This window comes from Pseudomonas sp. NBRC 111133 (genome assembly GCF_001320605.1).
Classification (GTDB): Bacteria; Pseudomonadota; Gammaproteobacteria; order Pseudomonadales; family Pseudomonadaceae; genus Aquipseudomonas; species Aquipseudomonas monteilii.
In genome coordinates this window covers 45,770-71,178 of sequence record NZ_BCBJ01000071.1, presented here as the reverse complement: position 1 = coordinate 71,178, position 25,409 = coordinate 45,770, and the positions used below count along the sequence as shown (strand labels likewise).

Here is a 25,409-nt window from a genome sequence, read left to right as displayed (position 1 = left end):
AAAACTGAGTTCGACATTACTTTTTCGTCAGCTTCTCGAAGGGGGGAGGCAGGCTGCAGAGGGCTTGGGATGGCTTTCGGCGAGGCATTAAAAAGCCGGCTTGTGGCCGGCTTCTCGGGGACGCTTCCGACTAATTTATGGTAAGCCGCAATCGCCTTAACTGAGTGGCCATCAAGGGCCTGAAAGAAATGGCAGATGCCCGTGTGGGATATCGCCAGAGCCCTCTGGACCGCGGCTTGCGCAGGTCGGGGCTGAATGTGCCGCGTAGCATACAAGGGCACGCGCAGGATGCCCAGCAAAAAATGGCACAGGGTGTTTCAGCCAGGCCGCTGTTGGCGGAAATGCGACCAGTGAAACACCCAGCCAAGAATTTCCAGGCCCTGCGCCTGGCACTGTGCGGGGGTGTAGCGTTCGACTGCGTAGTTGCGCCGGTCATGGCTGTGCAGGTACAGCGTACCGTGCTGGCCAAGGCTGAGGTTGTTCACCCTGAGCATGCCGTTGTGCAGCAGGGCATAGGTTTCGCCCTCTACCACTCGGGTCATGCCCAGGTCGATGGCCAGGCTGGCATTCAGCGGAATCAGCGGCAGCATGTTGCTGGCCGGCATCGCCAGGCAGATCGCATTGGCAGCATGCACACCCAGCCCCCTCAACGCTTTTGCCGGCAAGCGCAGGTGTTTGCTGGCCACCGGCGACAGCAGGCCTTGTTGCAACTGGTAGTAGGGCACCTTAACTGCCCGGCCATGTTCCACCGACAGCGGAGAGGGCGGGTTGACGGGCGTCGGCCGGGGCGCGCCGCTGCGCAGGATCGGGTTGGGATGTTTGGGCCCTTCTCCGGTGCGTAGCCAACGGCGATGCACGCAGAACAAGTCGGCCAGTTCGTCCAGCCGGGCCAAAGGCACACCCCGTTTGAACCAGTTGTTGACGTGCTGCGGTGTGACGCTGCGTTGGGCGGCAAAATCGGAAGGGGTCAGGCCACATTCGTGGAGCAGGGCTTTGAGGCGGTCGCCGGAAGTGTTCATGCTGGCGAGTGTAGCGGCGGGGGGGCAGCAAGCATATGAACCGGGTGTTGACAGGGGTTGTACGAAAAGGGGTGGTTTGTAGGGAGTTGATGTAGGACTGCGTAGGATTTATTACCAGCAACCTGAGCATCGCCCGTTCAGGCATAAAAAAACCCCGCCATGGCGGGGTTCTTCCTGCAACCGGTATCAGCCTTTGTAGGCAGCAACCGATTTGGTGATCGCGGCACGGGCGGCGTCGGCGCCTTCCCAGCCTTCGATCTTGACCCACTTGCCCTTCTCGAGATCTTTGTAGTTGGCAAAGAAGTGCTCGATCTGCTGGATCAGCAGGGCTGGCAGGTCGGTGTATTCTTTCACGTCAACGTACAGCTGCGACAGCTTGTCGTGAGGAACAGCGATGACCTTGGCGTCGCCGCCGCCGTCGTCGGTCATGTTCAGCACGCCAACCGGACGGGCGCGGATAACCGAGCCTGGCGCTACCGGGTAAGGGGTAACAACCAGCACGTCCAACGGGTCACCGTCGTCAGCCAGGGTGTTCGGGATGAAGCCGTAGTTGGCTGGGTAGAACATTGGGGTAGCCATGAAACGGTCGACGAACAGGGTGTCGCTGTCCTTGTCGATCTCGTATTTGATCGGCGCGTGGTTGGCCGGGATCTCGATGGCGACGTAGATGTCGTTCGGCAGGTCTTTGCCCGCCGGAATCTTGCTGTAGCTCATTGGGCAGTGCCCCCGTGTTTGACCAAAAAAGTGGCGGCGATTATAGGCACATTCTGCCGGGGCATGCCACGCCTGGCCTGATGTGCGGCCCCGTCAGGCGTGGCTTTCGCGGTATTCGGGGTGTTCTGCCTGTAGCCGGCGCAGGCGCGCCAGCGGGTCTTGCCGGTAGAACAGCGACAACTGGCGGTAGACCAATGGATAAGCCTGCTGCAGCAGGTCGGGGGCACTAAAGAAGTATTCGCTGGTGACAGCAAAGAATTCTGCCGGGTTTTCCGCGGCATAGGGGTCGATGGCGGTTTCGGCGTCGGGGTTGGCGTCCAGCTGGCGGTTGAGGTCGTCGTAGGCCTGTTGCATGGCCGTTGCCCACTCATCCACCGGCATGCCGCTGTGCAGCGGGGGCAGGCCGTTGGCATCGCCATTGAGCATGTCGAGCTTGTGCGCCAGCTCATGGATGACGAGGTTGTAGGCCTCCCAGCCGCCACTGGCCAGCACGCCGTTCCAGGCCAGGATGATCGGCCCCTGCTGCCAGGCTTCGCCGCTGTGCTCGCCGTCCCAGACGTGCTCCACGCCACTGGCATCGCGGTGGCGCTGGGGGCTTTTGAAGTCGTCGGGGTACAGGATAATTTCGTGGAAGCCCTGATACCAGTTCAGCTCGCCCAGGTGCAGCAGTGGCAGTTGCGCCTGGGCGGCCAGCAGCAGGCGCTGCTCGTCGTCCAGTTCGACGCCGGGCAGGCAGGTGAGGTGCTTGTCGAGCAGGAACAGGATGCAGGCTTCGCGCAGCCAGTGGTCTTCGGCGTCACTGATGCCGTCCAGCATCGGCAGGCGCTCGCGTACAGCCTGCCATTGCTGGGGGGAGATGGGGTAGCGCGCCAGGGTGCGCTTGCGCCGCCAGGCGCTGAACGACCACATGAGTGGCGGTCAGTGAGCCTTGGCGGCCCGGCCCAGGCGGCCGCGCAGCAGGCCGAGGATCATCGGCACCAGCGACAGGATGATGATGCCCACCACCATCAGCGACAGGTGTTGCTTGATGAACGGCACGTTACCGAAGAAGTAACCCAGGGTAACCAGGCCTCCCACCCACAGCAGCGAACCGGCGATGCTGAAACCGAGGAAGCGTGGGTAATGCATGTGTGCGATGCCGGCGACGAACGGTGCAAAGGTACGCAGGATGGGCAGGAAGCGCGCCATGGTCACGGTCTTGCCGCCGTGGCGTTCGTAGAAGTCGTGGGTACGCTGCAGGTAATCGCGGCGGAAGATTTTCGAGTTGGGGTTGTTGAACAACCGCTCGCCGGCCGTTCGCCCTATCACGTAGTTGGTACTGTCCCCCAGAATGGCGGCAGCCATCAGCAGGCCGGCCAGCAGCACCGGGTCCATGCCACCACCAGCGGCCACGGCGCCAGCGATGAACAGCAGCGAATCGCCTGGCAGGAAAGGCATTACCACCAGCCCTGTTTCACAGAAAATGACGGTGAACAGGATGGCGTAGATCCAGGGACCGTAATTGGTGACCAGCAGATCGAGGTAGGCATCGAGATGCAGGATAAGGTCCAGCGGGTTGAAATCCATGTACAGCACCTGTGTTCTGGGGCGTAGGCTCGGTTACCTGGGGATGGGTAAATTTTCACACATGACAGATGGGGCATTATACGGCTAAGTCGCGAACATGCCCGGGGAGTTTGTAGCGGGGGGTTACGGCGGGGGTATTCCTGTACCGGCCTCTTCGCGGGTTTACCCGCGAAGAGGCCGGTACAGTCAATCCTGGGTGATCGGCAGGATGTAGCTCTTGAACTCGGTATCTTCACGAAACCCGATGGATTCGTAAGTCTTGTGCGCGACCTCATTGTCCGCGCTGGTCGAAACCCGCATGCGCACGGCGTTGGTCTCTTTCGCCATTTTCTTCGCCTCACGCATCAGGTGGTCAGCCACCAGCATGCGCCGCGAGTCTTCGGCCACGTAGATGTCGTTGAGTATCCATACCCGCTTCAGCGATAGCGACGAGTAGCTGGGGTACAACTGGCAGAAGCCCATCAGCTTGCTGTCGTCATCATCCGGTAGCGCCAGGTAGATCACCGATTCATCCCGTTTCAGGCGCTTTTCCAGAAAGTTGCGCGAGCTGTCGGGGTAGGGCAACTGCCCATAGAACTCACGGTATCTGACGAACAGTGGCGTGAGCAGGTCGAGGTGTTCCAGGGTTGCCTTGATGATGCGCATGTGCGGCCCTCAGAGTCCATTTAGGGAAACAGCGGAATGCCTGCAGCGTTCAAGGGCATGCTGCCCAATGCGCGTCACAAGTGCAATCCGCCTTCCGTGACATGTTTTTTACCCTTTGCCGAGCAGGAAGTTGCCTTTCTGGTTGGCGCTGTCTTCACTCTCCAGGCTATGGACCTCGGCTTCGTCCTTCAGATTCACCCCGGAAAGCTGGCGTTTGCAGGCTTCGCGCATCAGGTACAGCAAGCGGTGCGCCGCCATGCCATAGCTCAGGCCCTCCAGGCGGATGTTGGAAATGCAGTTACGGTAGGCATCGGTCAGGCCGACCTTCGGCGCGTAGGTGAAATACAGGCCCAGGCTGTCTGGTGAGCTGAGCCCTGGGCGTTCGCCGATCAGCATCACGGTCATCCGTGCGCCCAGCAGTTCGCCGACCTCGTCTGCCACTGCCACGCGGCCCTGCTGCACCAGCACCACAGGGGCGCTGGTCCAGCCATCAGCCGCCGCTTGCTCCTCGAAACGGCTCAGGAACGGCAGGGTGTGGCGATGAACAGCCAGCGCCGACAGGCCATCGGCAACCACGATGGCCAGGTCGACGCCGCCGGGGTTGGCCTGTGCGTGCTGGCGCAGGGTGGCAATCGAGTCTTCGTTGAGCCGCCGGCCCAGGTCCGGGCGCTGCAGGTACTGGTGGCGGTCGCTGGCGGCACTGTGCAGTACCAGGCTGTCACGGCCACGGTCACTCAGTTGGGTCGCCAGGCCGGCGTGGTCGAAGGCCAGGTGCACGGCATCGCGGGCCTGGGCATGGGCGAACTGGAAGTCCAGCTGCGCCCCGGTCGGCAGGCTGGTGCCGGTGCGGCCTAGGGCGATGCGTGCCGGGGTCAGGGTGCGCAGGGCCAGCCAAGGGTTGTCGGGGGTAGGTGTGCGAGGGTCCATCGTCATCCCTATGCAAGCTGTGCCAAGGCCTGGCGGAAGGCCGGCGGCAGGTTGTCACCAAAGCGCACCCGGCCATCGGCCTGGGTGAAGATGCCGGTGCGGGCCAGCCACGCTTCGAATTCCGGCCCGGGCTTCAGGCCCAGGGTCTGGCGTGCGTACAGCGCGTCGTGGAACGAGGTGGTCTGGTAGTTGAGCATGATGTCGTCGGAACCGGGGATGCCCATGATGAAGTTGATCCCGGCCACCCCCAGCAGGGTCAGCAGGGTGTCCATGTCGTCCTGGTCGGCTTCGGCGTGGTTGGTGTAGCAGATATCGCAGCCCATCGGCACGCCCAGCAGCTTGCCGCAGAAGTGGTCTTCCAGGCCGGCGCGGATGATCTGCTTCCCGTTGTACAGGTACTCCGGGCCGATGAAGCCGACCACAGTGTTGACCAGAAACGGCTTGAAGTGGCGGGCCACGGCATAGGCGCGGGTTTCGCAGGTTTGCTGGTCGACCCCATGATGGGCGTTGGCCGACAGCGCGCTGCCCTGGCCGGTTTCGAAGTACATCAGGTTTTGCCCGAGGGTGCCGCGCTTCAGCGACAGGCCCGCTTCGTAGCCTTCCTGCAGCACGTTCAGGTTGATGCCAAACCCGGCGTTGGCCGCCTCGGTACCGGCGATGGACTGGAACACCAGGTCCAGCGGCACGCCACGGTTGATCGCCTCGATCGAGGTGGTGACGTGGGTCAGCACGCAGGCCTGTGTAGGGATGTCGTAACGCTGGATGATGGCGTCGAGCATTTCCAGCAGGGCGCAGATCGAGGCGATGCTGTCGGTAGCCGGGTTGATGCCGATCATGGCATCGCCGTTGCCGTACAGCAGGCCGTCGAGAATGCTGGCGGCGATACCGGCCGGCTCGTCGGTCGGGTGGTTGGGCTGCAGCCGGGTCGACAGGCGCCCGCGCAGGCCCATGGTACCGCGAAAACGAGTAACCACGCGGATCTTCTGCGCTACCAGCACCAGGTCCTGCACACGCATGATCTTCGAGACCGCTGCTGCCATTTCCGGTGTCAGCCCGGGCGCCAGGGCGCGCAGGCTGTGTTCATCGGCCTCTTCGCTCAGCAGCCAGTCACGCAGGCCGCCCACGGTCAGGTGGCTGACCGGTGCGAACGCTTGGGCATCGTGGGTATCGACGATAAGGCGGGTAACCTCGTCATCTTCGTAAGGGATCAGCGCTTCATTGAGAAAGTGCGTCAGCGGGATATTGGCCAGCGCCATCTGCGCGGCGACGCGTTCGCCGTCGTTGCTGGCCGCAACGCCTGCCAGGTAGTCCCCGGAGCGCGCCGGGCTGGCCTTGGCCATCACTTCCTTGAGGCTGTCGAAGCGGTAGACCAGGTGACCGACCGTGTGTACGAAACTTGCCATACAGAATCTCCAGAGCCGCAGGTTGCCCTGCGGCGGGTGGCGGCGATCAGTGCAGGGCCTCTTCGGCCTTCTGGATCGCGGCGAATTCCTCTTCCGGTGTGCCCGCAACCAGGTGATGGCGGCTGTAGAAAGCAAAGTAGGCAATTAATACCGCATAGATCACTGCGGCGCCAATCACCACCCGTGGGTCGACCAGGAAGCCGGCAATCACAGCGATGCAGGCCAGCACCAGCGCCACGCCCGAGGTAAAGATGCCACCGGGGGTGCGGTATGGGCGTTCCATCTTCGGCCGGCGGATGCGCAGGGTGATGTGCGCGGCCATCATCAGCACATAAGACAGGGTAGCGCCGAATACGGCGACCAGAATCAGCAGGTCACCCTGGCCGGTCAGCGACAGGGCAAAGCCGATGATGCCGGGGATGATCAAGGCCAGTACCGGCGCCTTGCTTTTGTTGGTTTCCGACAGTTTGCGTGGCAGATAGCCGGCGCGGGACAGCGCGAAGATCTGCCGGGAATAGGCGTAGATGATCGAGAAGAAGCTGGCGATCAGCCCGGCCAGGCCGACCAGGTTGACGAAGCCGCCCATCCAGGTGCTGCCGCCATAGGCTTTGGACAGTGCCTCGACCAGCGGGTTACCGGACGCTTTCAGTGCTTCGGAGCCTGCACCGCCGGGGCCGACGACCAGAATCAGCAGGGCGAAGGCCAACAGTACCAGCATGGCACCGATCAGGCCGCGTGGCAGGTCACGCTTGGGGTTCTTGGTTTCTTCGGCGGCCAGTGGCACACCTTCGACAGCCAGGAAGAACCAGATGGCATATGGAATGGCCGCCCACACGCCCACATAACCGAACGGCAGGAAGCTGCTGGCGCCCACCGCGTCCGTTTTGGCGATGTCGAACAAGTTGGCTGCATCAAAATGGGGCACCATGCTCACCAGGAACACCGCCAGGGCGATGGCGGCGATGGCGGTGATGATGAACATCAGCTTCAACGCTTCCCCAACACCGAAGATGTGAATACCGATGAACACGATGTAGAACACCAGGTAGATCATCCAGCCGCCGATGCCGAACAGTGACTGGCAGTAGGCGCCGATGAACACGGCAATGGCGGCAGGGGCGATGGCGTATTCGATGAGGATCGCCGTACCGGTCAGAAAGCCGCCCCACGGGCCGAAGGCGCTGCGGGCAAAGCCGTAGCCGCCGCCTGCGGTGGGGATCATCGACGACAGTTCGGCCAGCGAGAAGCACATGCACAGGTACATGGTGGCCATCAGCAAGGTGGCGAGGAACATGCCGCCCCAGCCGCCCTGGGCCAGGCCGAAGTTCCAGCCGGCATAGTCGCCGGAAATGACGTAGGCCACGCCCAGGCCGACCAGCAGTACCCAGCCGGCGGCGCCTTTTTTCAGTTCACGTTGCTGGAAATAGTCCGAGCCGACTTTTTCGAAGTCGACAGAAGAGCCTGCCGGCGAGCCGGCGGAATGATCGCTTGGCATAGTTTCACCTGTTCTTTTTCTTGGTGGCCGGAAGGGTTCCGGGCCGATGGTGATGGGTACTGCAGGAAGCGAGCCAGAGCGGTTCGTGCACGCGAACCGCTCTGGCTGACGGGCTTAGAAGAAGCCCAGCGGGTTAATGTCGTAGCTCACCAGCAAGTTCTTGGTTTGCTGATAGTGGTCCAGCATCATCTTGTGGGTCTCACGGCCAACCCCGGACTTCTTGTAGCCGCCGAACGCCGCATGCGCCGGGTACAGGTGGTAGCAGTTGGTCCACACGCGGCCAGCCTTGATCCCACGACCCATGCGGTAGGCACGGTTGATGTCGCGGGTCCACACGCCGGCGCCCAGGCCGAACTCGGTGTCGTTGGCAATCGCCAGGGCTTCGGCTTCGTCCTTGAAGGTGGTGACGCTGACCACCGGGCCGAAGATTTCTTCCTGGAACACGCGCATCTTGTTGTTGCCCTTGAGCAGGGTCGGCTGGATGTAGTAACCGGTGGCCAGCGAGCCTTCCAGTTTTTCCACCTTGCCGCCGGTCAGAAGCTCGGCGCCTTCGTCCTGGGCGATCTGCAGGTACGACAGAATCTTCTCGAACTGCTGCTGGGAAGCCTGGGCGCCGACCATGGTGTCGGTGTCCAGCGGGTCGCCGCGTTTGATCTGTAGCACCTTCTTCATCACTACTTCCATGAACTGCGGGTAGATCGACTCCTGTACCAGTGCCCGGGATGGGCAGGTGCACACTTCGCCCTGGTTGAAGAACGCCAGCACCATGCCTTCGGCCGCCTTCTCGATGAAGCTCGGTTCGGCTTGCATGATGTCTTCGAAGTACACGTTCGGCGACTTGCCGCCCAGTTCCACGGTGGATGGAATGATGTTTTCGGCTGCACATTTCATGATGTGCGAGCCCACCGGGGTGGAGCCGGTGAAAGCAATCTTGGCAATGCGCTTGCTGGTGGCCAGGGCTTCACCGGCTTCGCGGCCAAAGCCTTGCACCACGTTGAGCACACCTTTTGGCAGCAGGTCGCCAATCAGTTCGACCAGCACGGTGATGCCCAGCGGGGTCTGTTCGGCAGGCTTGAGCACCACGCAGTTGCCGGCGGCCAGTGCCGGGGCAAGTTTCCAGGCGGCCATCAGGATCGGGAAGTTCCACGGGATGATCTGCCCGACCACGCCCAGCGGCTCGTGGATGTGGTAGGCCACGGTGCCTTCGTTGATTTCCGCGGCGCCGCCTTCCTGGGCGCGGATGCAGCCGGCGAAGTAGCGGAAGTGGTCGACCGCCAGCGGAATGTCGGCGTTAAGGGTTTCGCGGACCGGCTTGCCGTTATCCCAGGTTTCGGTAATCGCCAGCAGTTCGAGGTTTTGCTCGATGCGGTCGGCGATTTTCAACAGCACGTTGGAGCGGTCCTGCACTGAAGTGCGGCCCCAGGCGTCGGCAGCGGCGTGGGCGGCGTCGAGCGCCTTATCGATGTCTTCGGCAGTGGAACGGGGGAATTCGGCGATCAGCTTGCCATTCACCGGGGAGGTATTTTCGAAGTACTGCCCCTTTACCGGAGGAACGAACTCACCACCGATGTAGTTGCCGTAGCGGCTCTTGAAGGAAACCTTCGCGCCCTCGGTACCGGGATGTGCGTAACGCATGGTGTGTCTCCTGGCTGTTATGTTTGTTGAGGAGTTGGAAAGCGTAGAGCAAAGGTTGGGCCAGCGTTTCGCACACCAGGCAAATCAATGACTTGGGTCAGCGTCCAAGGCTCTGTGATTGGCCGCTGTACCAGCCCCGGTACGCGCGGGGGTGACACTTTGTGCCATTTGCGACACGTCACAGGCGGGTGCATTGCAAAGGCTTCCCGGGTGGAGGATGCTGGCGGAACGCTCTATCTGCGGAGAACTACAACAAATGCAGAGCAATCCTTTCATTCGCCATGCCCAGCAAGTGCATACCGTTGCCCATGGTGGGGCTGGGGAGGGCGGCAGTGACCCGTCCATCGCCCGCTCCTGGCTGCGCTGCCTGGAGGACTACCACCTCGACCCTTCGGTGATCGAGGCGCCCGTGGTGCTTGAGCATGGGCGTTTGCTGGAAAGCCGCGAGCGCCTGCGCCAGGTGCTGCAAATTGCCGATCATGAAATGAACAGCCTGCACCAGCAGCTTTCCGGGGCCGGCCATGCGGTGCTGCTGACCGATGCCCGTGGGGTGATCCTGAATTGTGTCAGCGCGCCGACCGAGCGGCGCAGCTTCGAGCGCGCCGGGCTGTGGCTGGGCGCTGACTGGAGCGAGGCGCGCGAGGGCACCAACGGCATCGGCACCTGCCTGGTCGAGCGTCAGGCGTTGACCATTCACCAGAACGAGCATTTCCGTGGCCGCCACACTGGCCTGACCTGCTCGGCCAGCCCGGTGTTCGACCCGCATGGCGAACTGCTGGCGGTGCTGGATGTGTCATCGGCACGGCCTGACGTGTCGCGCCAGAGCCAGTTCCACACCATGGCGTTGGTGAACCTGTCGGCGAAGATGATTGAAAGCTGTTATTTCCTGCGCCACTTCGAGCAGCAGTGGCTGCTGCGTTTTCACCTGCAGGCCGAGTCGGTCGGCCTGTTCAGCGAAGGCCTGCTGGCGTTCGACGGCGATGGGCGGATCTGTGCTGCCAACCAGAGCGCGTTGAACCTGCTGGGCAGCGTGCGCGGTGGCGTGCTGGGCAAACCCGTGGAGCGCTTTTTTGCCTGTAGCCACGACGATCTGTTCAGCCGCGCCACCCCCGCTGGCAGCACGGTCTGGCCGCTGCATACGCTTGACGGTCGCCAGGTGTTTGCCAGCCTGCGCGGCAAGGCCCGAGCGCCGGTGTGGTCGGTGCCTGTTGCGCAACCCTTGCCCATGCACCCGATGGAACCGGCCATCTGCCTGCTCGACCCGGCTCTGCAGAACGAATTCCGCCGCAGCGTACGGGTGTTCGAGCGTGACGTGCCGCTGTTGCTGCGTGGTGAAACCGGTTGTGGCAAAGAAGCGTTTGCCCAGGCCGTGCACCAGGCCAGCGGGCGACGCGGCAAGCCGTTCATCGCCATCAACTGTGCCTCGATCCCGGAGAGCCTGATCGAGAGCGAGTTGTTCGGTTACCGAGGCGGCAGTTTTACCGGAGCACGCAAAGAAGGCATGCGCGGCAAGCTGCTGCAGGCCGACGGCGGCACCCTGCTGCTGGACGAGATCGGCGACATGCCGCTGGCCTTGCAAACCCGCCTGCTGCGGGTACTGGAAGAGCGCCAGGTGGTGCCCATCGGTGGCGAGCCGCAAGCGGTGGATGTACGTATTGTCAGCGCCACCCACCGCGACTTGCTGGAGCGTGTGGAGCAGGGCAGTTTCCGCGAGGACCTGTATTACCGCCTGAATGGCCTGGAGGTGGCGTTGCCGGCGGTGCGTGAACGCAGTGACAAAGCGCAGCTGCTGGACTTTTTGCTGCATCAGGAGGCGCAGGGGCAACGGGTCGATATCGAGCCCACGGCACGGCAGGCGCTGCTCGACTTCGCCTGGCCGGGAAATGTGCGGCAGATGCGCAATGTACTGCGTACCTTGGTGGCGCTTTGCGAGGATGCCCGAATCGTATTTGCGGATCTTCCAACCATCGTCCGCTCCCACAGGGCCTGCGTCGGATCCGAGAATGATGGTGAATTCGTGGGTGCCGAGGTATTGCAGGACGCGGAACGGCAAGCGCTGCTGGCCATGCTAGAGGCAAAACAATGGCACCTGACCCGTGTCGCCGAGCATCTGGGCATCAGCCGCAATACCTTGTATCGAAAACTGCGCAAACACGGCATCACCAGGGCCGACTGAGCGAAACAGCGGGTGCGATTTGTCGCGCCCTGGGCTACCCTGCCTCGATGTTTTGCGAGGTCAACCATGCATATTCACATTCTCGGTATTTGCGGCACTTTCATGGGCTCGCTGGCGGTGCTGGCCAAGGAACTTGGCCATCGCGTCACCGGCTCGGACGCCAACGTCTATCCTCCGATGAGCACCCAGCTCGAAGCCCAGGGCATCGAGCTGACCCAAGGCTATGACCCGGCCCAGCTGGACCCGGCACCCGACCTGGTGGTCATCGGCAACGCCATGTCACGCGGCAACCCGGCAGTGGAATACGTGCTGAACAAGGGCCTGCCCTATGTTTCCGGCCCACAGTGGCTGGCTGACCATGTGCTGCAAGGTCGCTGGGTGCTGGCTGTTGCCGGTACCCACGGCAAGACCACCACCAGCAGCATGCTGGCCTGGCTGCTGGAGCACGCCGGTATGAGCCCGGGGTTCCTGATTGGCGGTGTGCCGCAGAATTTCTCGGTATCGGCCCGCCTGGGCGACACGCCGTTCTTCGTCGTCGAAGCCGACGAGTACGACAGCGCCTTCTTCGACAAGCGCTCGAAGTTCGTGCATTACCACCCGCGTACCGCGATCCTCAACAACCTTGAGTTCGACCACGCGGACATCTTCCCGGACCTGGCCTCGATCGAGCGGCAGTTCCACCACCTGGTACGCACCATCCCGAGCGAAGGCCTGGTGATTCACCCCACCACCGAGCAAGCACTGGAGCGGGTGATCGGCATGGGCTGCTGGACCCCGGTGCAGACCACAGGCGTTGGTGGCCAGTGGCAGGCGCGCCTGCTCAGCCCCGACGGCTCGCGTTTTGAAGTGTTGTTCGAAGGCGAAGCGCAAGGCGTGGTGGACTGGGCGCTGACGGGCCAGCACAACGTTGCCAACGCGCTGGCCACCCTGGCCGCCGCCCGCCATGTCGGCGTGGTCCCGGCCATGGGCATCGAAGGCCTCAGCGCGTTCAAGAGCGTGAAACGGCGCATGGAAAAGGTGGCCGAAGTGCAGGGCGTGACCATCTACGATGATTTCGCCCACCACCCGACCGCCATCGCCACCACCCTCGATGGCCTGCGCAAGCGTGTTGGCGAGGCCCCGGTGATTGCCGTGATCGAACCACGCTCCAACTCGATGAAGCTGGGCGCCCACCGTGACGGTTTGCCAGAGAGCGTCAACGACGCCGACCAGGTCATCTGGTACGCCCCGGCCAACCTCGGCTGGGACCTGGCGGCCACCGCCGCGCAGTGCAAGGTCCCGAGCGTAGTAGCCGACAGCCTTGACGCGATCATCGAGCGGGTCAAAGGCCAGGCCCGCCCGGGTACTCATGTGGTGATCATGAGCAACGGCGGCTTCGGCGGCCTGCACGGCAAACTGGCCGAGGCGCTGAAGTGAGCGGGCCGGAACGCATCACCCTGGCCATGACGGGCGCCTCGGGCGCCCAGTATGGCCTGCGCCTGCTCGATTGCCTGGTGCGCGAAGACCGCGAAGTGCACTTCCTGATCTCCAAGGCCGCGCAACTGGTAATGGCCACCGAGACCGACGTGCTGCTGCCGGCCAAGCCCCAGGCGATGCAGGCCTTCCTTACCGAATACACCGGCGCCGCCGATGGGCAGATCCGCGTGTACGGCAAGGAAGACTGGATGTCGCCGGTGGCCTCCGGCTCCGGTGCCCCGGCGGCGATGGTGGTGGTGCCTTGTTCCACCGGCACCTTGTCGGCCATTGCCACCGGTGCCTGCAACAACCTGATCGAACGCGCTGCCGACGTTACCCTCAAGGAACGTCGGCAACTGATCTTGGTGCCACGCGAAGCGCCGTTTTCCACCATCCACCTGGAAAACATGCTCAAGCTGTCGCAGATGGGCGCGGTGATCCTGCCGGCGGCTCCGGGCTTCTACCACCAGCCGCAGACCATCGACGACCTGGTCGACTTTGTCGTCGCGCGTATTCTCAACCTGCTGAACATTCCCCAGGACATGTTGCCGCGTTGGGGTGAGCACCACTTTGGGGTGGATGATTGAAGCGAGCGTTGGTGGGGGTGCTGGCGCTGGTGATGCTGGGGGGCTGCGCCACGGTACGCACGCTGGATGCCGCCAAACCCGGGGCGCCGGTGGTGTATGCCGGTACCCGGCTGGATTTGTACGTGATCAATGGTGGGTGCTGCCCGCGTGATCATTACGGGGCTGATGCCCCGGCCTATCCGGGGCTGGACCTGCCGGGGAGCATGTTGCTCGATACCCTGTTGTTGCCGTTGTCGTTGCTGACAGCGGCCGGTGTAGGCTTCCAGGCCACCGGTGGCCTGTAAGGGCCCTTTCGCGGGTAAACCCGCGAAGAGGCCCTTACAGGTAACGTCTATTTCTTGCCCAACCTGCGCAACTCATCCGACTCCACAACCCGTATCCCGTCCTCTTCCTCCAGCGCCAAGCGCCACAGCGCCCGGGCCAAGGTACAGGCCTCGATCCCTCGGTATTTACCCGGTATCAGCCTGGAAAACGGCGAAATCAACTGCTCACTGAGGCGTGGCTGAATGCGTTCGCCCAGCAGCAACGACGGCCGCACGATGGTCAACTGCGGCCAGTCCTGGGCCTTCAACGCCTCTTCCATCTCACCTTTGACCCGGTTGTAGAAAATCGACGATTTCGGGTCGGCCCCCAGCGCGCTGACCACCAACAGATGTCGCGCGCCCATTTCCCGGGCACGTTTGCTGAACGCCACCACCATATCCAGGTCCACCGCACGGAACGCCGATTCAGAGCCGGCCTGCTTCAGCGTGGTGCCCAGGCAGCAATAGGCGATATCGACCCGCCCGGCCAACTGGGGAAGAAATACCGCCGGGTCGCCCACCGGGTTTTCCAGGTGCGGATGCTCGGCCAGCGGCCGGCGAGTGGGCGCCAGTACACGGGTGATGGTGGGCTCGTTGAGCAGGCGGTCCAGCAGGTGTTCCCCCGTCAGACCCGTGGCACCGGCAAGCAGGACATGCTGAGGCGTCAAATACATGATGTCTCTCCCTTGTTACACACAAGTCTAGTGGTTGCCGGGCGTTTTTGCTTGTCGCCCCGCGCTGGCCTGTGTGGCGTTACGCAACGCTTCTTCGGCCTGTTGCCGGCGCAGCTGCTGCCAGTGCTCGAGCACGGCGGGCGGTGCCCACAGCTGCGGCTCGGAGGCCTCGAAGCCTTCCCTTTGTTCACGTTCGGCAACGCTGGTACGTGCCAGTTCAAATGCCTGTTTGAGGTCGTCGGTCTGGTTCAGCGCTTCGGCGAAGAGGGCATCGCCAAAGTAGGTGAAGTCGGCTTCTTCCGAGCAACCGAAAGACACGCGGTCGGCCCGGGCCGCCGTCATGATCAACGTGCGCTCATCCTTGAGCGGGGCGATGTAGCCCCCTGAATAGCAGGCCGAGATGACGATTACCTTGTCTCGATCCTTGAGCGGCGCCAGGGCAGCGGCCAGTTCGTCGGCGGAAAGGTCAGCCAACTGCAGGCGCGGCTGGTCCAGCACCAGTTGATGGTCTTGGCTGCCATGGCTGGTAAGGTAGATGAACACCAGGTCTTCAGGGCCGCTGCGCTCGGCCAGGGTGCGGGCGGCCCGGGTAAGGTTTTCGCGCGTGGCCATGGGGCGGGTGGCCATGTGGTCGCGGTGGTTGACCAAGGTCACCTGGCCACGGGCGCCAAAGCGCACCTTGAGCATGTTGCTGACATAGTCGGCTTCGCGCAGGAACACGCTCTGCTGGCCATCGCCGGCCACCACCAGGCTGTACAGCTGGATCGATGGGGCTGAGCGCGGGACACCGGCCAGCGCCTCGTCCAGCAGGCGGCCCTGATTGAGCAGGGCTAGGTCCAGTGGATCGGGCAGCAACTGGCCTTTCTGGTCGCGTACCCGCACGCCATTGACCCAGACGCCGCTTTCGACCTTGCCGCTGGCCAGGATCAATCGCCCATGCCCGTGGTAGGCATCGTTCAGGAAGCCGCCGATGTACTTGCTGCCGTCGGCCAGCTGCAGGCTGCCCTGGCCCGACAGGCGCCAGTCGGCGAACTCGCCTTTGTAATGGCTGCCATCGCTGCCCAGCAGTTCGCCTTCGCCGATCAATGAGCCATCCTTGAATTCGCCAATCCACACATCGCCATCGGCGTTTTCGTACCGGCCGCGACCTTCCAGGCGGTTGTCCTTGAACTCGCCGATGTACTGCTCACCGTCAACGCTGTCGTAGGTGCCGCTGCCTTGCAGCTCGCCGTTGACGAAGCGGCCACTGAACTGGTTGCCGCTGGCATCGCTGCGTACGCCGGCGCCGTTGGGTTTGCCTTTGGCGAACAAGCCCTGGTAGCGGCTGCCGTCGGCCAGTTCCAGTTCGCCCGCGCCTTCGTACAGGTCGTCCTTGAACTGGCCTCGGTAGGTCTGGTCGGCTTGCTTGAGCGTGCCTTCGCCATCGCGGCGGCCATGCTTGAAGGTGCCGGCATAGTGGCTGCCCGGCGTGGTCAGGTCGCCCAGTCCCTGGAACAGCCCTCCGGCGAACTGTCCACGGTACACCTCGCCGTTCTGGCCGTGCCATTCTCCCTGGCCGTGCCACTGGCCGTCCTTGAAGCCGCCGGCGTACCAGCTGCCGTTGGGGTAGTCGATACGGCCCTCGCCCTGCAGCAGGCCATCGACCACCTGACCCCGATAACGCCCCCCGTCAGGCAGGCGCGCGTCCGGCGGAAGCAGCGATTCGCCATCGCCACAGGCGGCGAGCAACAGGACCAGGGTAATGGGGAGCAGTGGACGCATGGCGAGGACCGGGCAATAGGTCTGCCGAGTATGACGCAGAATGGGATCCTGAGACAGCGAGGGCAAGGCTTGTACGGCGCCTGATGCTCCCACAGGATTCTGCGCTGCCCCGGGGCCTTGTGCAGTACCTGTGGGAACAAGGTGTTGCAGCAGTCAGCGCACGCCAGGCGAAACGATGATCTTCACGTTCTCCTCTTTGTTGTTCACCAGTTCCTCGAAGCCCAGTTCGACAATCTGCTCCAACCCGATCCGCCCGGTCACCAGCGGGCGAATATCCAGCCGGCCATCCGCAATGAAGGCAATCACATCGGCAAACTCGCCGTTGTACGCCAACGCTCCCAGTACCTGCTTCTCGGTGGATACCAATTCGAAGAAGTTGAACTCGCTAGGCTCTTCAAAAATACCCACCAGCACGCACTTACCCGCCTTGCGGATGGTGTCGATGGCCAGCTTGGCCGTGTGCTTGTTGCCGATGCACTCAAAGCTCACATCGGCCCCCAGCCCGGCGGTCAGTGCACGGATTTCCGCCAGCGCGTCGCACTGGCTAGGGTCCAGCACCACGTTGGCGCCTACCTCTTTGGCCTTGGCCTTGCGCGCCGAGGACATTTCCAGCGCAATCACTTGCGCCGCGCCCGCAGCCTTGGCGCACATGATGGTACACAGGCCGATGGTGCCTGCACCCACCACCACAACCGTTTGCCCAAGCAGGCTGCCGGCCTTTTTCACCGCGTGCATACCCACCGCCAGCGGCTCGATCAGTGCCCCCGCCTCTGGCGGGAAGCCTCGCGGCAAGCGGTACAGCAGGTTGGCGGGTACGTTGACCAGCTCGGCAAAGGCGCCATTGTTCATCAGGCCGGTGAACGCCAGGCGCTCGCAGATGTTGTACAGGCCGTGGGTGCAGTAATAGCAAGTACCACAATGCTGGCAGGCGTCCGCCGCCACCGGGTCACCTACCGCAAAACCCTCCACGCCTTCGCCAAGCTTGGCGATCTGGCCGCAGAATTCGTGGCCGAGGATGCACTGGCCCTGGATGCCGGTCAGCGGGTGCGGTGCCTCCACCGGGATGAACACCGGGCCGGCGACGTATTCGTGCAGGTCGGAGCCGCAGATGCCGCACCAGTCCACCTTGATCTGCACCCAGCCGGGTGCCGGGTCGGCTGGTAGGGGTACCTGTTCGACGCGAATGTCATTGCGGCCATGCCAGACGGCGGCGCGCATGTGGGTGTGGCTCAGGTCATTCATTGTTGTTCTCCAGGCTCACGGGAAAGGGCTTAGTGCTTTCGCAGGAATGCGAGCACCTGCTGGTTGACCTGTTCGGCTGCCTCCATCTGCACCATATGCCCGGCCTCTGGCAGCACCAGCACTTCGGCCTCCAGGCCCTCTGCGTGGCTGGCCGGGATAATCGCGTCCTTGCCGCCCCATACCACCAGTGCCGGATGCTGCCCCAGCACGCCGCGCAGTTCATGGCGCTGGCGGTCACCCTCGGCAATGGCCGATGCCAACTGGCGCAAGGCGTTATCAACACCTTCCAGGCGCTTGAACTTGAGCATGTCTTCCAGCATCTGCCGGGTGACCAGTGCCGGGTCGGCGAACAGCTGCACCATCTGCGGTTTGAGGGCGTTGCGGTTTGCAGCGGCAACAAAGCCTTGCAGGTACTGCCCATTGATTGCCTCACCCAGGCCGGCACTGGCGATCAGGCTCAGGCTGGCCACCCGCTGCGGCGCCAGGCGCGCCACGTTCAGGCTGACCGCGCCACCCATGGAGTGGCCGGCCAGGTGGGCTTTGGCGATATCCAGGTGGTCGAGCAGGGCCAGTACGGTTTCGCTCAGTTCATCCAGGTCGCCCCGTTGCAGGGCCTTGGCCGACTCGCCGTGCCCCGGCAGGTCGAGGGCGATCACCCGGCGCTCGGCTGCCAGCGCCGGGTGGTTGAACAGCCAGTTGTTGAGGTCGCCGCCGAAGCCGTGTACCAGTATCAGCGGCGTACCGCCTTCGCCCAGTTCGAACCAGCGCAACAGGCGGCCGCCCACTTCAGCCTTCTGCGGGGCCGGCCCTTGTGCCTGATCGGCGCCTCCTTCGGCGACGAACTCGGCCTGGAAGCGCTGTACCACCGCGTCGATCTCGGCGTCCTCGGCTTCGCCTTCCACCACCACCGCCAGTAGCGCGCCGACCGGCAAGGTTTCATCCGGTTTGGCCACCTGGCGGCGCAGTACGCCACTGAACGGGGCTTCGACGCTGCTGCTGATCTTGTCGGTCTCGACGTCCAGCACCTCGTCGCCCTTGTTGATTTCGTCGCCTTCCTGCTTGAGCCAGGCGTCCACCCGGCCCTCGGTCATCGAAAGGCCCCACTTGGGCATGGTCAGGGTATGGATCTGGCTCATGCGGCACTCCTTGCAGCTTCGATCACCTTGCGCACGGCAGCTTCGATCTTCGCCGCGTCAGGGATGTACAGGTCTTCCAGGGCATCGGAGAACGGCACCGGGGTGTGCGGTGCGGTGACCATTTCGATCGGGCCCTTGAGCGCGCCGAAGGCCTTCTGCGCCACCAGCGCGCTGATGTCGGTGGCCATGGAGCAACGCGGGTTGGCTTCGTCGATCACCACCAGGCGGCCGGTTTTTTCCACGCTTTCCAGAATGCTGTCTTCGTCCAGCGGGCTGGTGGTGCGCAGGTCCAGCACCTCGCAGTCGATGCCCTGGCGGGCCAGGTTGTTGGCAGCCTCCAGCGCCACATGCACCATGCGCCCGTAAGTGACCAGGGTCACATCGTCACCATCGCGCAGGAAGTTGGCCTCGCCGAACGGTACGGTGTACACCTCTTCCGGCACCTCCCCCTGCATGCTGTACAGCAGCTTGTGCTCGCAGAAGATCACCGGGTCGTTGTCGCGGATCGCCTGGATCAACAGGCCTTTGGCATCGTAAGGCGAGGACGGGCACACCACTTTCAGGCCCGGGATGTGCGTCCACAGCGAGGTGAGCATCTGCGAGTGCTGGGCCGCCGCACGCAGGCCGGCGCCATACATGGTGCGCATCACCAGCGGGGTGACTGCCTTGCCGCCGAACATGTAGCGGAACTTGGCGGCCTGGTTAAGGATCTGGTCCAGGCAGCAGCCGGCGAAGTCGACGAACATCAGCTCGCACACCGGGCGTAGGCCCTGGGTGGCGGCACCGACGGCGGCCCCGACATAGCCGATTTCCGATAGCGGCGCGTCCAGCACGCGGCCCGGAAACTGGTGGTACAGGCCTTTGGTCACGCCCAGCACGCCACCCCAGGCGTCATCCTCGCCCGGGGCGCCGGCACCGCCGGCCACGTCTTCGCCAATGATGAACACCGTACTGTCGCGCCGCATTTCCTGGGCCAGGGCTTCGTTGATGGCCTGCTGGTAGCTGATCTTTCTTGCCATGGTGGTTCTCCTGTTGTTCTTGTAATCCGCGGCTCAGGGGTAGGCGACGTAAACGTCGGTGAGCAGGTCGGCGGGCTGTGGCTTGGGATCGGACTTGGCGCGGCGCACGGCGTCCTCGATAAGGTCTTCGATGCGGGCGTCGATGGCGTCCAGTTGCTCGGCAGTGAGCAGGCCGGCTCGGGTGGTCTTGTTGCGGAACTGCATGAGGCAATCGCGGGATTCGCGCAGGTTCTTCACTTCATCCGGGGCGCGGTAGGTTTGCGCATCGCCTTCGAAGTGGCCGTAGTAGCGGCTGAGCTTGACCTCGATCAGCGACGGGCCTTGCCCGGAGCGTGCGCGCTCGATGGCCGCGCCAGCGGCCTCGTACACCGCAAAGAAGTCGAAACCATCGATGGTGACACCCGGCATGCCGAAACCGGCGGCGCGGTCGGCAATATGGTCGCAGGCTACGGACCAATTGGAGGCAGTTGCCTCGGCATAGCCGTTGTTTTCGGCCACGAAGATGCAGGGCAGGTTCATGATCGACGCCATGTTCATGGCCTCGAACACCGCACCTTCGTTGGAGGCGCCATCGCCGAAGAAGGCCACCGATACATCGTCGCGGCCTTTGATCTTGGCGGCCAGCGCTGCCCCGGCTACCAGCGGGGCGCCAGCGCCGACGATGCCGTTGGCGCCGAGCATGCCTTTTTCCAGGTCGGCAATGTGCATCGAGCCGCCCTTGCCGCCACATACGCCGGTCTTCTTGCCGTAGATCTCGGCCATCATGCCGTACACGTCCACGCCCTTGGCGATGCAGTGGCCATGACCACGGTGGGTTGACGCGATGCAGTCGCTGTCGCGCAAATGGGCCATGACCCCGGCGGCCGAGGCCTCTTCGCCAGCGTACAAGTGGACAAAGCCTGGGATCTCGCCGGTGGCGAATTCCACATGCAGGCGTTCTTCGAAGGCACGGATGGTGCGCATCACTTCATAGGCATGCAGCAGTTGTTCGGGACTCAGTTGATTGGACATCTTGTTGTTCTCCAGGGTTGTCTCAACGCGGGGATGCAGGGTGCAGCCGGTGGCCGCGCGGTACGGCCAGCAGGTGATGGCGGGCGGCATGCGCCAGTACGGCCTCGACATCCACGCTCAACGGGCCTTGGTGGTCGAGGGTGACGGTGGGCGTGTCGTGCTCGGCGAATTCGATCTCGCGTTCGCCGTCCAGGGCCAGGGTGCCGCTGGTCAGGCTCAGGCGATGGGCAACGCCAGGTGTCAGCGGGCCGCTGGCGGTGATGCCGCAGGCTTGCAGCAGGCCGGGCGCCAGCGGCGCGAGCAATGCTTGTTCGGCGCCGGGGTAAAGGCGTACCCAGGCGCCGTGCGGGTCTTGGCGTGACACTGGGCACCACAGGCCGCACAGGGCCGAGAGGCCGATGGCATGGGGTTCGGCGAAGCAGGCGAAGACTTCGCTCAGGTCCTCGCTGCGGCTGAGCGCACGGGCGCCGATGAAGCGCTGTGGCGACACGGCCACTTCGACCAAGGCCCATTCGGCCAGCTGTTGCTCGGGCACGCTTACCAGCAGGCGCTTGTTACGGCGCAGGCCGATGCTGGCGGGTACCAGGCCGCTGGCGAACAGGCCACCGGCAAGGCCAGCGCTGGTGGCTTCGCGCAGTTCGGGGAAAGCATTGTTGGTGCCGGTGGACAACGTCAGCAGCGGCACGTCACCGGCCTCGGCAGCGACTGCCTTGTGGGTGCCATCGCCACCGAGCACGGCGATCATCGCCACGCCGCGCTCGACCATGCACCGGGTGGCCAGGCGAGTGTCGGCAACGGTCTGGTTCAGCGGCAGGTCGAGTATTTCGAGGTCAGGCCAGTGCTGGTTTCGGGCGCCCGGGCCCTGGCTGGCCTTGAGCACGGCAGCGGCGATGCCGGTCATGTCGCTGGGCAACAGCACCTGGCCGATACCGGTGGCACCGAAGGCCGCCAGCAGGCGCTGGATGGCCGAGGCCTTGTCGGTGCTGGAATAGAGCCCGGCATTGGCGGTCAGGCGGCGCAGGTCGCGGCCAGAGGCAGGGTTGGCAATGATCCCGACAATCGGGGCGGGTAGCGGCATGGCGCACCTCGTATTTTTGTTTGCCAAGGCAGGAGCAAGCGCGGTGCCAGCTTTCTTTTATTTGGCTGAAGTGGCCGGGATAGAAGGCTTTGATTGCGTTCTGGCATGCCTGTGCCACGGTGCTGGCGAGACGCCGGGTGCCAGTGCCAGGCCGGCATTGCCGAGACGCTGAGACGCGGCGTCTCAAGCCAGCCGGTAATCACACAGTGCTTGTCGGGGCATGCCCAGAGGCGCTTAATGGCCGGACAACGATAAAAACAGCAACGAGAACCGGAGGGCCTGAATGCTTGCCGCGAACTCCCGAGCCCATGTCGACTGCGTCAGCAGGGTGTTGAAGAATGCCGACCGCCTGCCGCAGGCGCCGGTGCCACCGCTGATTCTCGATTCATGGCGCCGCTCCATGGACCTTTACCGCCTCGACCCGGGGTCCCAGCAGGGGCCGCGTATCCTTTCCCAAAGCCTGCTGAACGAGTGCCGCGAACGCGCCGAACTGTTCCTGCGCATCGCCAGCGATGCTGTGGCTCGCCTGCACGAACGGGTACGCGGTGCCGACTACTGCGTACTGCTGACCGATGCCCAGGGGCGCACCATCGATTACCGGGTCGAGTCGGCCATCCGCAACGACTGCCGCAAGGCCGGGCTGTACCTGGGCACCTGCTGGTCGGAAGGCGAGGAGGGTACCTGCGGCGTGGCGGCGGTGTTGACCACCAAGGCCCCGGTCACCGTGCACAAGCGCGACCACTTCCGCGCTGCGTTCATCGGCCTGACCTGCACGGCGGCACCGGTATTCGACCCGCTGGGCGAGTTGTTGGGCGTGGTGGATGTGTCAGCCTTGCAGTCGCCAGACGACCGCCGTAGCCAGCACCTGATCCGCCAACTGGTTGAGCAGACCGCCCGCGAGATCGAAAACGCCTTTTTCATGCACAGTGCCCAAGGCCACTGGGTGATGCGCGCCCACGGCACGCCGGGTTATGTGGAAAGCCAGCCGGACTACCTGCTGGCCTGGGATGCCGATGGCCGCCTGCAGGCGATCAACAGCCTGGCGCGGCAACGGCTGGTGGAGCGCCTGGGGCGCTTGCCCGAGCATATCGGTGAGCTGTTCGACATCGACCAGCTACGCCGGGTGAGCGCGGCGTCGGCCCAGCGCCTGCCGGGTCTGGGGGGGCTCTATGGTCGGGTCAGCGCCCCACGGCAACGCCAGCGCGCGCAGCCGTTGCGCCAGGCCCAGGACGCACGCATCGAACAGCACCTGCGCCTGGCCACGCGGGTCAAGGACTGCAATCTGGCGGTACTGGTGCAAGGGGAGACCGGGGCTGGCAAAGAAGTGTTCGCCCGCCAACTGCACCAGCAAAGCCAGCGCCGGGATGGCCCGTTCGTCACGCTGAACTGTGCGGCCATTCCGGAAAGCCTGATCGAGAGCGAGCTGTTTGGTTACGTGGCTGGGGCCTTTACCGGGGCCTCCAGCAAAGGCATGCAAGGGCTGTTGCAGCAGGCCGATGGCGGCACGCTGTTCCTCGACGAAATCGGCGACATGCCGCTGAACCTGCAAACGCGCTTGTTACGGGTGCTGGCCGAAGGTGAAGTGGCGCCGCTGGGCGCCGCACGGCGTGAGCGTGTGGACATCCAGGTGATCTGCGCCACCCATCGCGACCTGGCCGCGATGGTTGAGGACGGGCGTTTTCGTGAAGACCTGTACTTCCGCCTGGCCAATGCCCGCTTCGAGTTGCCGCCGCTGCGGGAGCGTGAGGATCGGTTGGGGCTGATTCATCAGCTGCTGGCCGAGGAGGCCGATGCGTGTGCTGTCGAGGTGGTGTTGGCAGATGATGCGCTGCAAGCATTGCTGGTTTACCGTTGGCCGGGAAACTTGCGCCAGCTGCGGCAGGTGTTGCGCTATGCCTGCGCGGTGAGTGAAGGCGGGCAGGTGCAATTGCAGGACTTGCCGCAGGAGGTGCGCGGTGAAGCGGTTGCTTCGCCTGAAAGCAGCGTGTCTTGCCCGGCCCGGCAATTGTTGCTGGATGCACTGATTCGCCATCGCTGGAAGCCGGCCGATGCGGCGCGGGCGTTGGGGATATCGCGGGCGACGCTGTATCGGCGGGTGCATGAGCACCGCATCGAAATGCCGCGCATGAAGGGATAGGCCCTCAGGCCCTGACAGGCAATAAAAAACCCCGGCGCAAGGCCGGGGTTCTGGTGCATCACACTACTCGATCAATGCTCGTTGGCCAGCTTGTGTTCGAGGTAATGAATGTTGACGCCGCCTTTGCAGAAACCTTCATCACGCACCAGGTCGCGGTGCAGCGGGATGTTGGTCTTGATGCCGTCGACGACGATTTCGTCCAGGGCATTGCGCATGCGCGCCATGGCTTCGTCGCGGTCCTTGCCGTAGGTGATCAGCTTGCCGATCAGCGAGTCGTAGTTCGGCGGAACCGAATAACCGCTGTACAGGTGCGAATCGACGCGTACGCCGTTGCCGCCCGGGGCGTGGAAGTGCTTCACCTTGCCTGGGCTCGGGATGAACTTCTTCGGGTCTTCGGCGTTGATACGGCATTCCAGCGAGTGGCCACGAATCACCACGTCTTCCTGGCGGTACGACAGCTTGTTGCCAGCGGCGATGCTCAGCATCTCCTTGACGATGTCGATACCGGTCACCATCTCGGACACCGGGTGCTCAACCTGCACACGGGTGTTCATCTCGATGAAGTAGAAGCGGCCGTTTTCGTACAGGAACTCGAACGTACCCGCACCACGGTAGCCGATCTCGATGCACGCATCGACGCAGCGCTTGAACACTTCCTGACGGGCTTTCTCGTCGATGCCCGGGGCTGGTGCTTCTTCCAGTACCTTCTGGTGACGGCGCTGCAGCGAGCAGTCACGGTCGCCCAGGTGAATGGCGTTACCCTGGCCGTCGGACAGTACCTGCACTTCCACGTGACGTGGGTTGGTCAGGAACTTCTCCAGGTACACCATCGGGTTGCCGAAGGCTGCACCGGCTTCGGTACGGGTGAGCTTGGCCGAGGCAATCAGGTCCTCTTCCTTGTGCACCACGCGCATGCCGCGACCACCACCACCACCGGCGGCCTTGATGATCACCGGGTAGCCGACGTCACGGGCGATCGCCAGGGCGACTTCTTCGTCTTCCGGCAGCGGGCCATCGGAGCCCGGTACGGTCGGTACGCCCGACTTGATCATCGCGTCCTTGGCCGAAACCTTGTCGCCCATCAGGCGAATGGTGTCGGCTTTCGGGCCGATGAAGGCGAAACCGGATTTTTCAACCTGCTCGGCGAAGTCGGCGTTTTCTGCCAGGAAGCCGTAGCCCGGGTGAATCGCGGTGGCGCCGGTGACTTCGGCGGCAGCGATGATTGCCGGGATATGCAGGTAGGAATCCTTGGACGATGCAGGACCGATGCAGACCGACTCGTCTGCCAGGCCCAGGTGCATCAGTTCACGGTCGGCGGTGGAGTGCACAGCGACGGTTTTGATGCCCAGCTCTTTGCAGGCACGCAGGATCCGCAGGGCAATTTCCCCGCGGTTGGCGATCAGGACTTTTTCGAGCTTCCCAGACAT

At 63.6% G+C, this 25,409-nt stretch carries 22 protein-coding genes; 5 read left to right on the top strand and 17 right to left on the bottom strand.

Annotated features, from left to right (window positions below; genetic code table 11):
* Window positions 1-317 precede the first annotated feature (317 nt).
* From APH36_RS16715 to APH36_RS16675, 9 genes are all read right to left on the bottom strand, one after another.
* Entirely contained in the window at window positions 318-1,019 is a 702-nt protein-coding gene (locus tag APH36_RS16715; RefSeq protein WP_060499530.1) for an XRE family transcriptional regulator, read from the bottom strand.
* A gap of 186 nt (window positions 1,020-1,205) precedes the next feature.
* A complete protein-coding gene (gene ppa / locus APH36_RS16710; protein ID WP_003255365.1) occupies window positions 1,206-1,733 on the bottom strand; it encodes an inorganic diphosphatase in 528 nt (175 codons plus the stop codon).
* A 93-nt stretch (window positions 1,734-1,826) separates the two neighbouring features.
* A complete protein-coding gene (locus APH36_RS16705; protein WP_060499529.1) occupies window positions 1,827-2,642 on the bottom strand; it encodes a zinc-dependent peptidase in 816 nt (271 codons plus the stop codon).
* A gap of 9 nt (window positions 2,643-2,651) precedes the next feature.
* Window positions 2,652-3,299, bottom strand: a complete 648-nt coding sequence (locus APH36_RS16700; protein ID WP_016715375.1) for a DedA family protein — start codon at window positions 3,297-3,299, stop codon at window positions 2,652-2,654.
* Window positions 3,300-3,485: 186 nt separating this feature from the next.
* Entirely contained in the window at window positions 3,486-3,944 is a 459-nt protein-coding gene (locus APH36_RS16695) for a GNAT family N-acetyltransferase (protein ID WP_060499528.1), read from the bottom strand.
* A gap of 108 nt (window positions 3,945-4,052) precedes the next feature.
* Window positions 4,053-4,871 carry an ethanolamine ammonia-lyase subunit EutC gene (gene eutC, locus APH36_RS16690; protein ID WP_060499527.1) on the bottom strand — a complete coding sequence of 273 codons (819 nt, stop codon included), beginning with the start codon at window positions 4,869-4,871 and terminating at the stop codon, window positions 4,053-4,055.
* An 8-nt stretch (window positions 4,872-4,879) separates the two neighbouring features.
* Window positions 4,880-6,274: an ethanolamine ammonia-lyase subunit EutB gene (locus APH36_RS16685; RefSeq protein WP_060499526.1), complete on the bottom strand. Its 1,395-nt coding sequence runs from the start codon at window positions 6,272-6,274 to the stop codon at window positions 4,880-4,882.
* 46 nt (window positions 6,275-6,320) lie between these two features.
* Window positions 6,321-7,769, bottom strand: a complete 1,449-nt coding sequence (gene eat, locus APH36_RS16680; RefSeq protein ID WP_060499525.1) for an ethanolamine permease — start codon at window positions 7,767-7,769, stop codon at window positions 6,321-6,323.
* 114 nt (window positions 7,770-7,883) lie between these two features.
* Complete coding sequence (locus APH36_RS16675; RefSeq protein ID WP_060499524.1) at window positions 7,884-9,404, bottom strand: aldehyde dehydrogenase family protein; 1,521 nt, start codon at window positions 9,402-9,404, stop codon at window positions 7,884-7,886.
* Window positions 9,405-9,660: 256 nt separating this feature from the next.
* On the opposite strand from APH36_RS16675, the gene APH36_RS16670 reads away from it, so the two are divergent.
* The 4 genes from APH36_RS16670 (at window position 9,661) to APH36_RS16655 (ending at window position 13,906) form a co-directional block, all read left to right on the top strand.
* A complete protein-coding gene (locus APH36_RS16670) occupies window positions 9,661-11,580 on the top strand; it encodes a sigma-54-dependent Fis family transcriptional regulator (protein ID WP_060499523.1) in 1,920 nt (639 codons plus the stop codon).
* 66 nt (window positions 11,581-11,646) lie between these two features.
* Window positions 11,647-12,996 carry a UDP-N-acetylmuramate:L-alanyl-gamma-D-glutamyl-meso-diaminopimelate ligase gene (gene mpl / locus APH36_RS16665; protein ID WP_060499522.1) on the top strand — a complete coding sequence of 450 codons (1,350 nt, stop codon included), beginning with the start codon at window positions 11,647-11,649 and terminating at the stop codon, window positions 12,994-12,996.
* On the top strand, window positions 12,993-13,622 hold the full coding sequence (gene ubiX / locus APH36_RS16660) for a flavin prenyltransferase UbiX (RefSeq protein ID WP_016715383.1): 630 nt from the start codon (window positions 12,993-12,995) through the stop codon (window positions 13,620-13,622). Before mpl ends, ubiX begins: the two co-directional genes overlap by 4 nt.
* Complete coding sequence (locus APH36_RS16655) at window positions 13,619-13,906, top strand: YceK/YidQ family lipoprotein (RefSeq protein WP_016715384.1); 288 nt, start codon at window positions 13,619-13,621, stop codon at window positions 13,904-13,906. The genes ubiX and APH36_RS16655 overlap by 4 nt, the downstream gene beginning before the upstream one ends.
* Before the next feature lie 47 nt (window positions 13,907-13,953).
* On the opposite strand, the gene APH36_RS16650 is transcribed toward APH36_RS16655, so the two are convergent.
* The 7 genes from APH36_RS16650 to APH36_RS16620 all read right to left on the bottom strand — a co-directional run bounded on the left by APH36_RS16650 (window position 13,954) and on the right by APH36_RS16620 (window position 21,845).
* Window positions 13,954-14,598, bottom strand: coding sequence for an oxidoreductase (locus tag APH36_RS16650; RefSeq protein ID WP_060499521.1), 645 nt, complete (start codon window positions 14,596-14,598; stop codon window positions 13,954-13,956).
* Window positions 14,599-14,625: 27 nt separating this feature from the next.
* Window positions 14,626-16,359 (bottom strand): C13 family peptidase, encoded by a 1,734-nt coding sequence (locus APH36_RS16645; RefSeq protein ID WP_060499520.1) that lies wholly within the window; start codon window positions 16,357-16,359, stop codon window positions 14,626-14,628.
* Between the two features lie 153 nt (window positions 16,360-16,512).
* Window positions 16,513-17,577, bottom strand: a complete 1,065-nt coding sequence (locus tag APH36_RS16640) for a 2,3-butanediol dehydrogenase (protein ID WP_256219250.1) — start codon at window positions 17,575-17,577, stop codon at window positions 16,513-16,515.
* Between the two features lie 53 nt (window positions 17,578-17,630).
* Window positions 17,631-18,737, bottom strand: coding sequence for an acetoin dehydrogenase dihydrolipoyllysine-residue acetyltransferase subunit (locus tag APH36_RS16635; RefSeq protein ID WP_060499518.1), 1,107 nt, complete (start codon window positions 18,735-18,737; stop codon window positions 17,631-17,633).
* The gene (locus APH36_RS16630) at window positions 18,734-19,756 is read right to left on the bottom strand and encodes an alpha-ketoacid dehydrogenase subunit beta (RefSeq protein WP_010951829.1); all 1,023 of its coding nucleotides are present in this window, start codon (window positions 19,754-19,756) and stop codon (window positions 18,734-18,736) included. The genes APH36_RS16635 and APH36_RS16630 overlap by 4 nt, the downstream gene beginning before the upstream one ends.
* A 33-nt stretch (window positions 19,757-19,789) precedes the next feature.
* Entirely contained in the window at window positions 19,790-20,767 is a 978-nt protein-coding gene (locus tag APH36_RS16625) for a thiamine pyrophosphate-dependent dehydrogenase E1 component subunit alpha (RefSeq protein WP_060499574.1), read from the bottom strand.
* A gap of 22 nt (window positions 20,768-20,789) precedes the next feature.
* A complete protein-coding gene (locus tag APH36_RS16620) occupies window positions 20,790-21,845 on the bottom strand; it encodes an ATP-NAD kinase family protein (protein WP_060499517.1) in 1,056 nt (351 codons plus the stop codon).
* Window positions 21,846-22,128: 283 nt separating this feature from the next.
* Between APH36_RS16620 and APH36_RS16615 the strand changes: the two genes are divergently transcribed.
* The gene (locus APH36_RS16615) at window positions 22,129-23,982 is read left to right on the top strand and encodes a sigma-54-dependent Fis family transcriptional regulator (RefSeq protein ID WP_060499516.1); all 1,854 of its coding nucleotides are present in this window, start codon (window positions 22,129-22,131) and stop codon (window positions 23,980-23,982) included.
* 71 nt (window positions 23,983-24,053) lie between these two features.
* On the opposite strand, the gene accC is transcribed toward APH36_RS16615, so the two are convergent.
* Window positions 24,054-25,409, bottom strand: coding sequence for an acetyl-CoA carboxylase biotin carboxylase subunit (accC, locus tag APH36_RS16610; protein WP_016715394.1), 1,356 nt, complete (start codon window positions 25,407-25,409; stop codon window positions 24,054-24,056).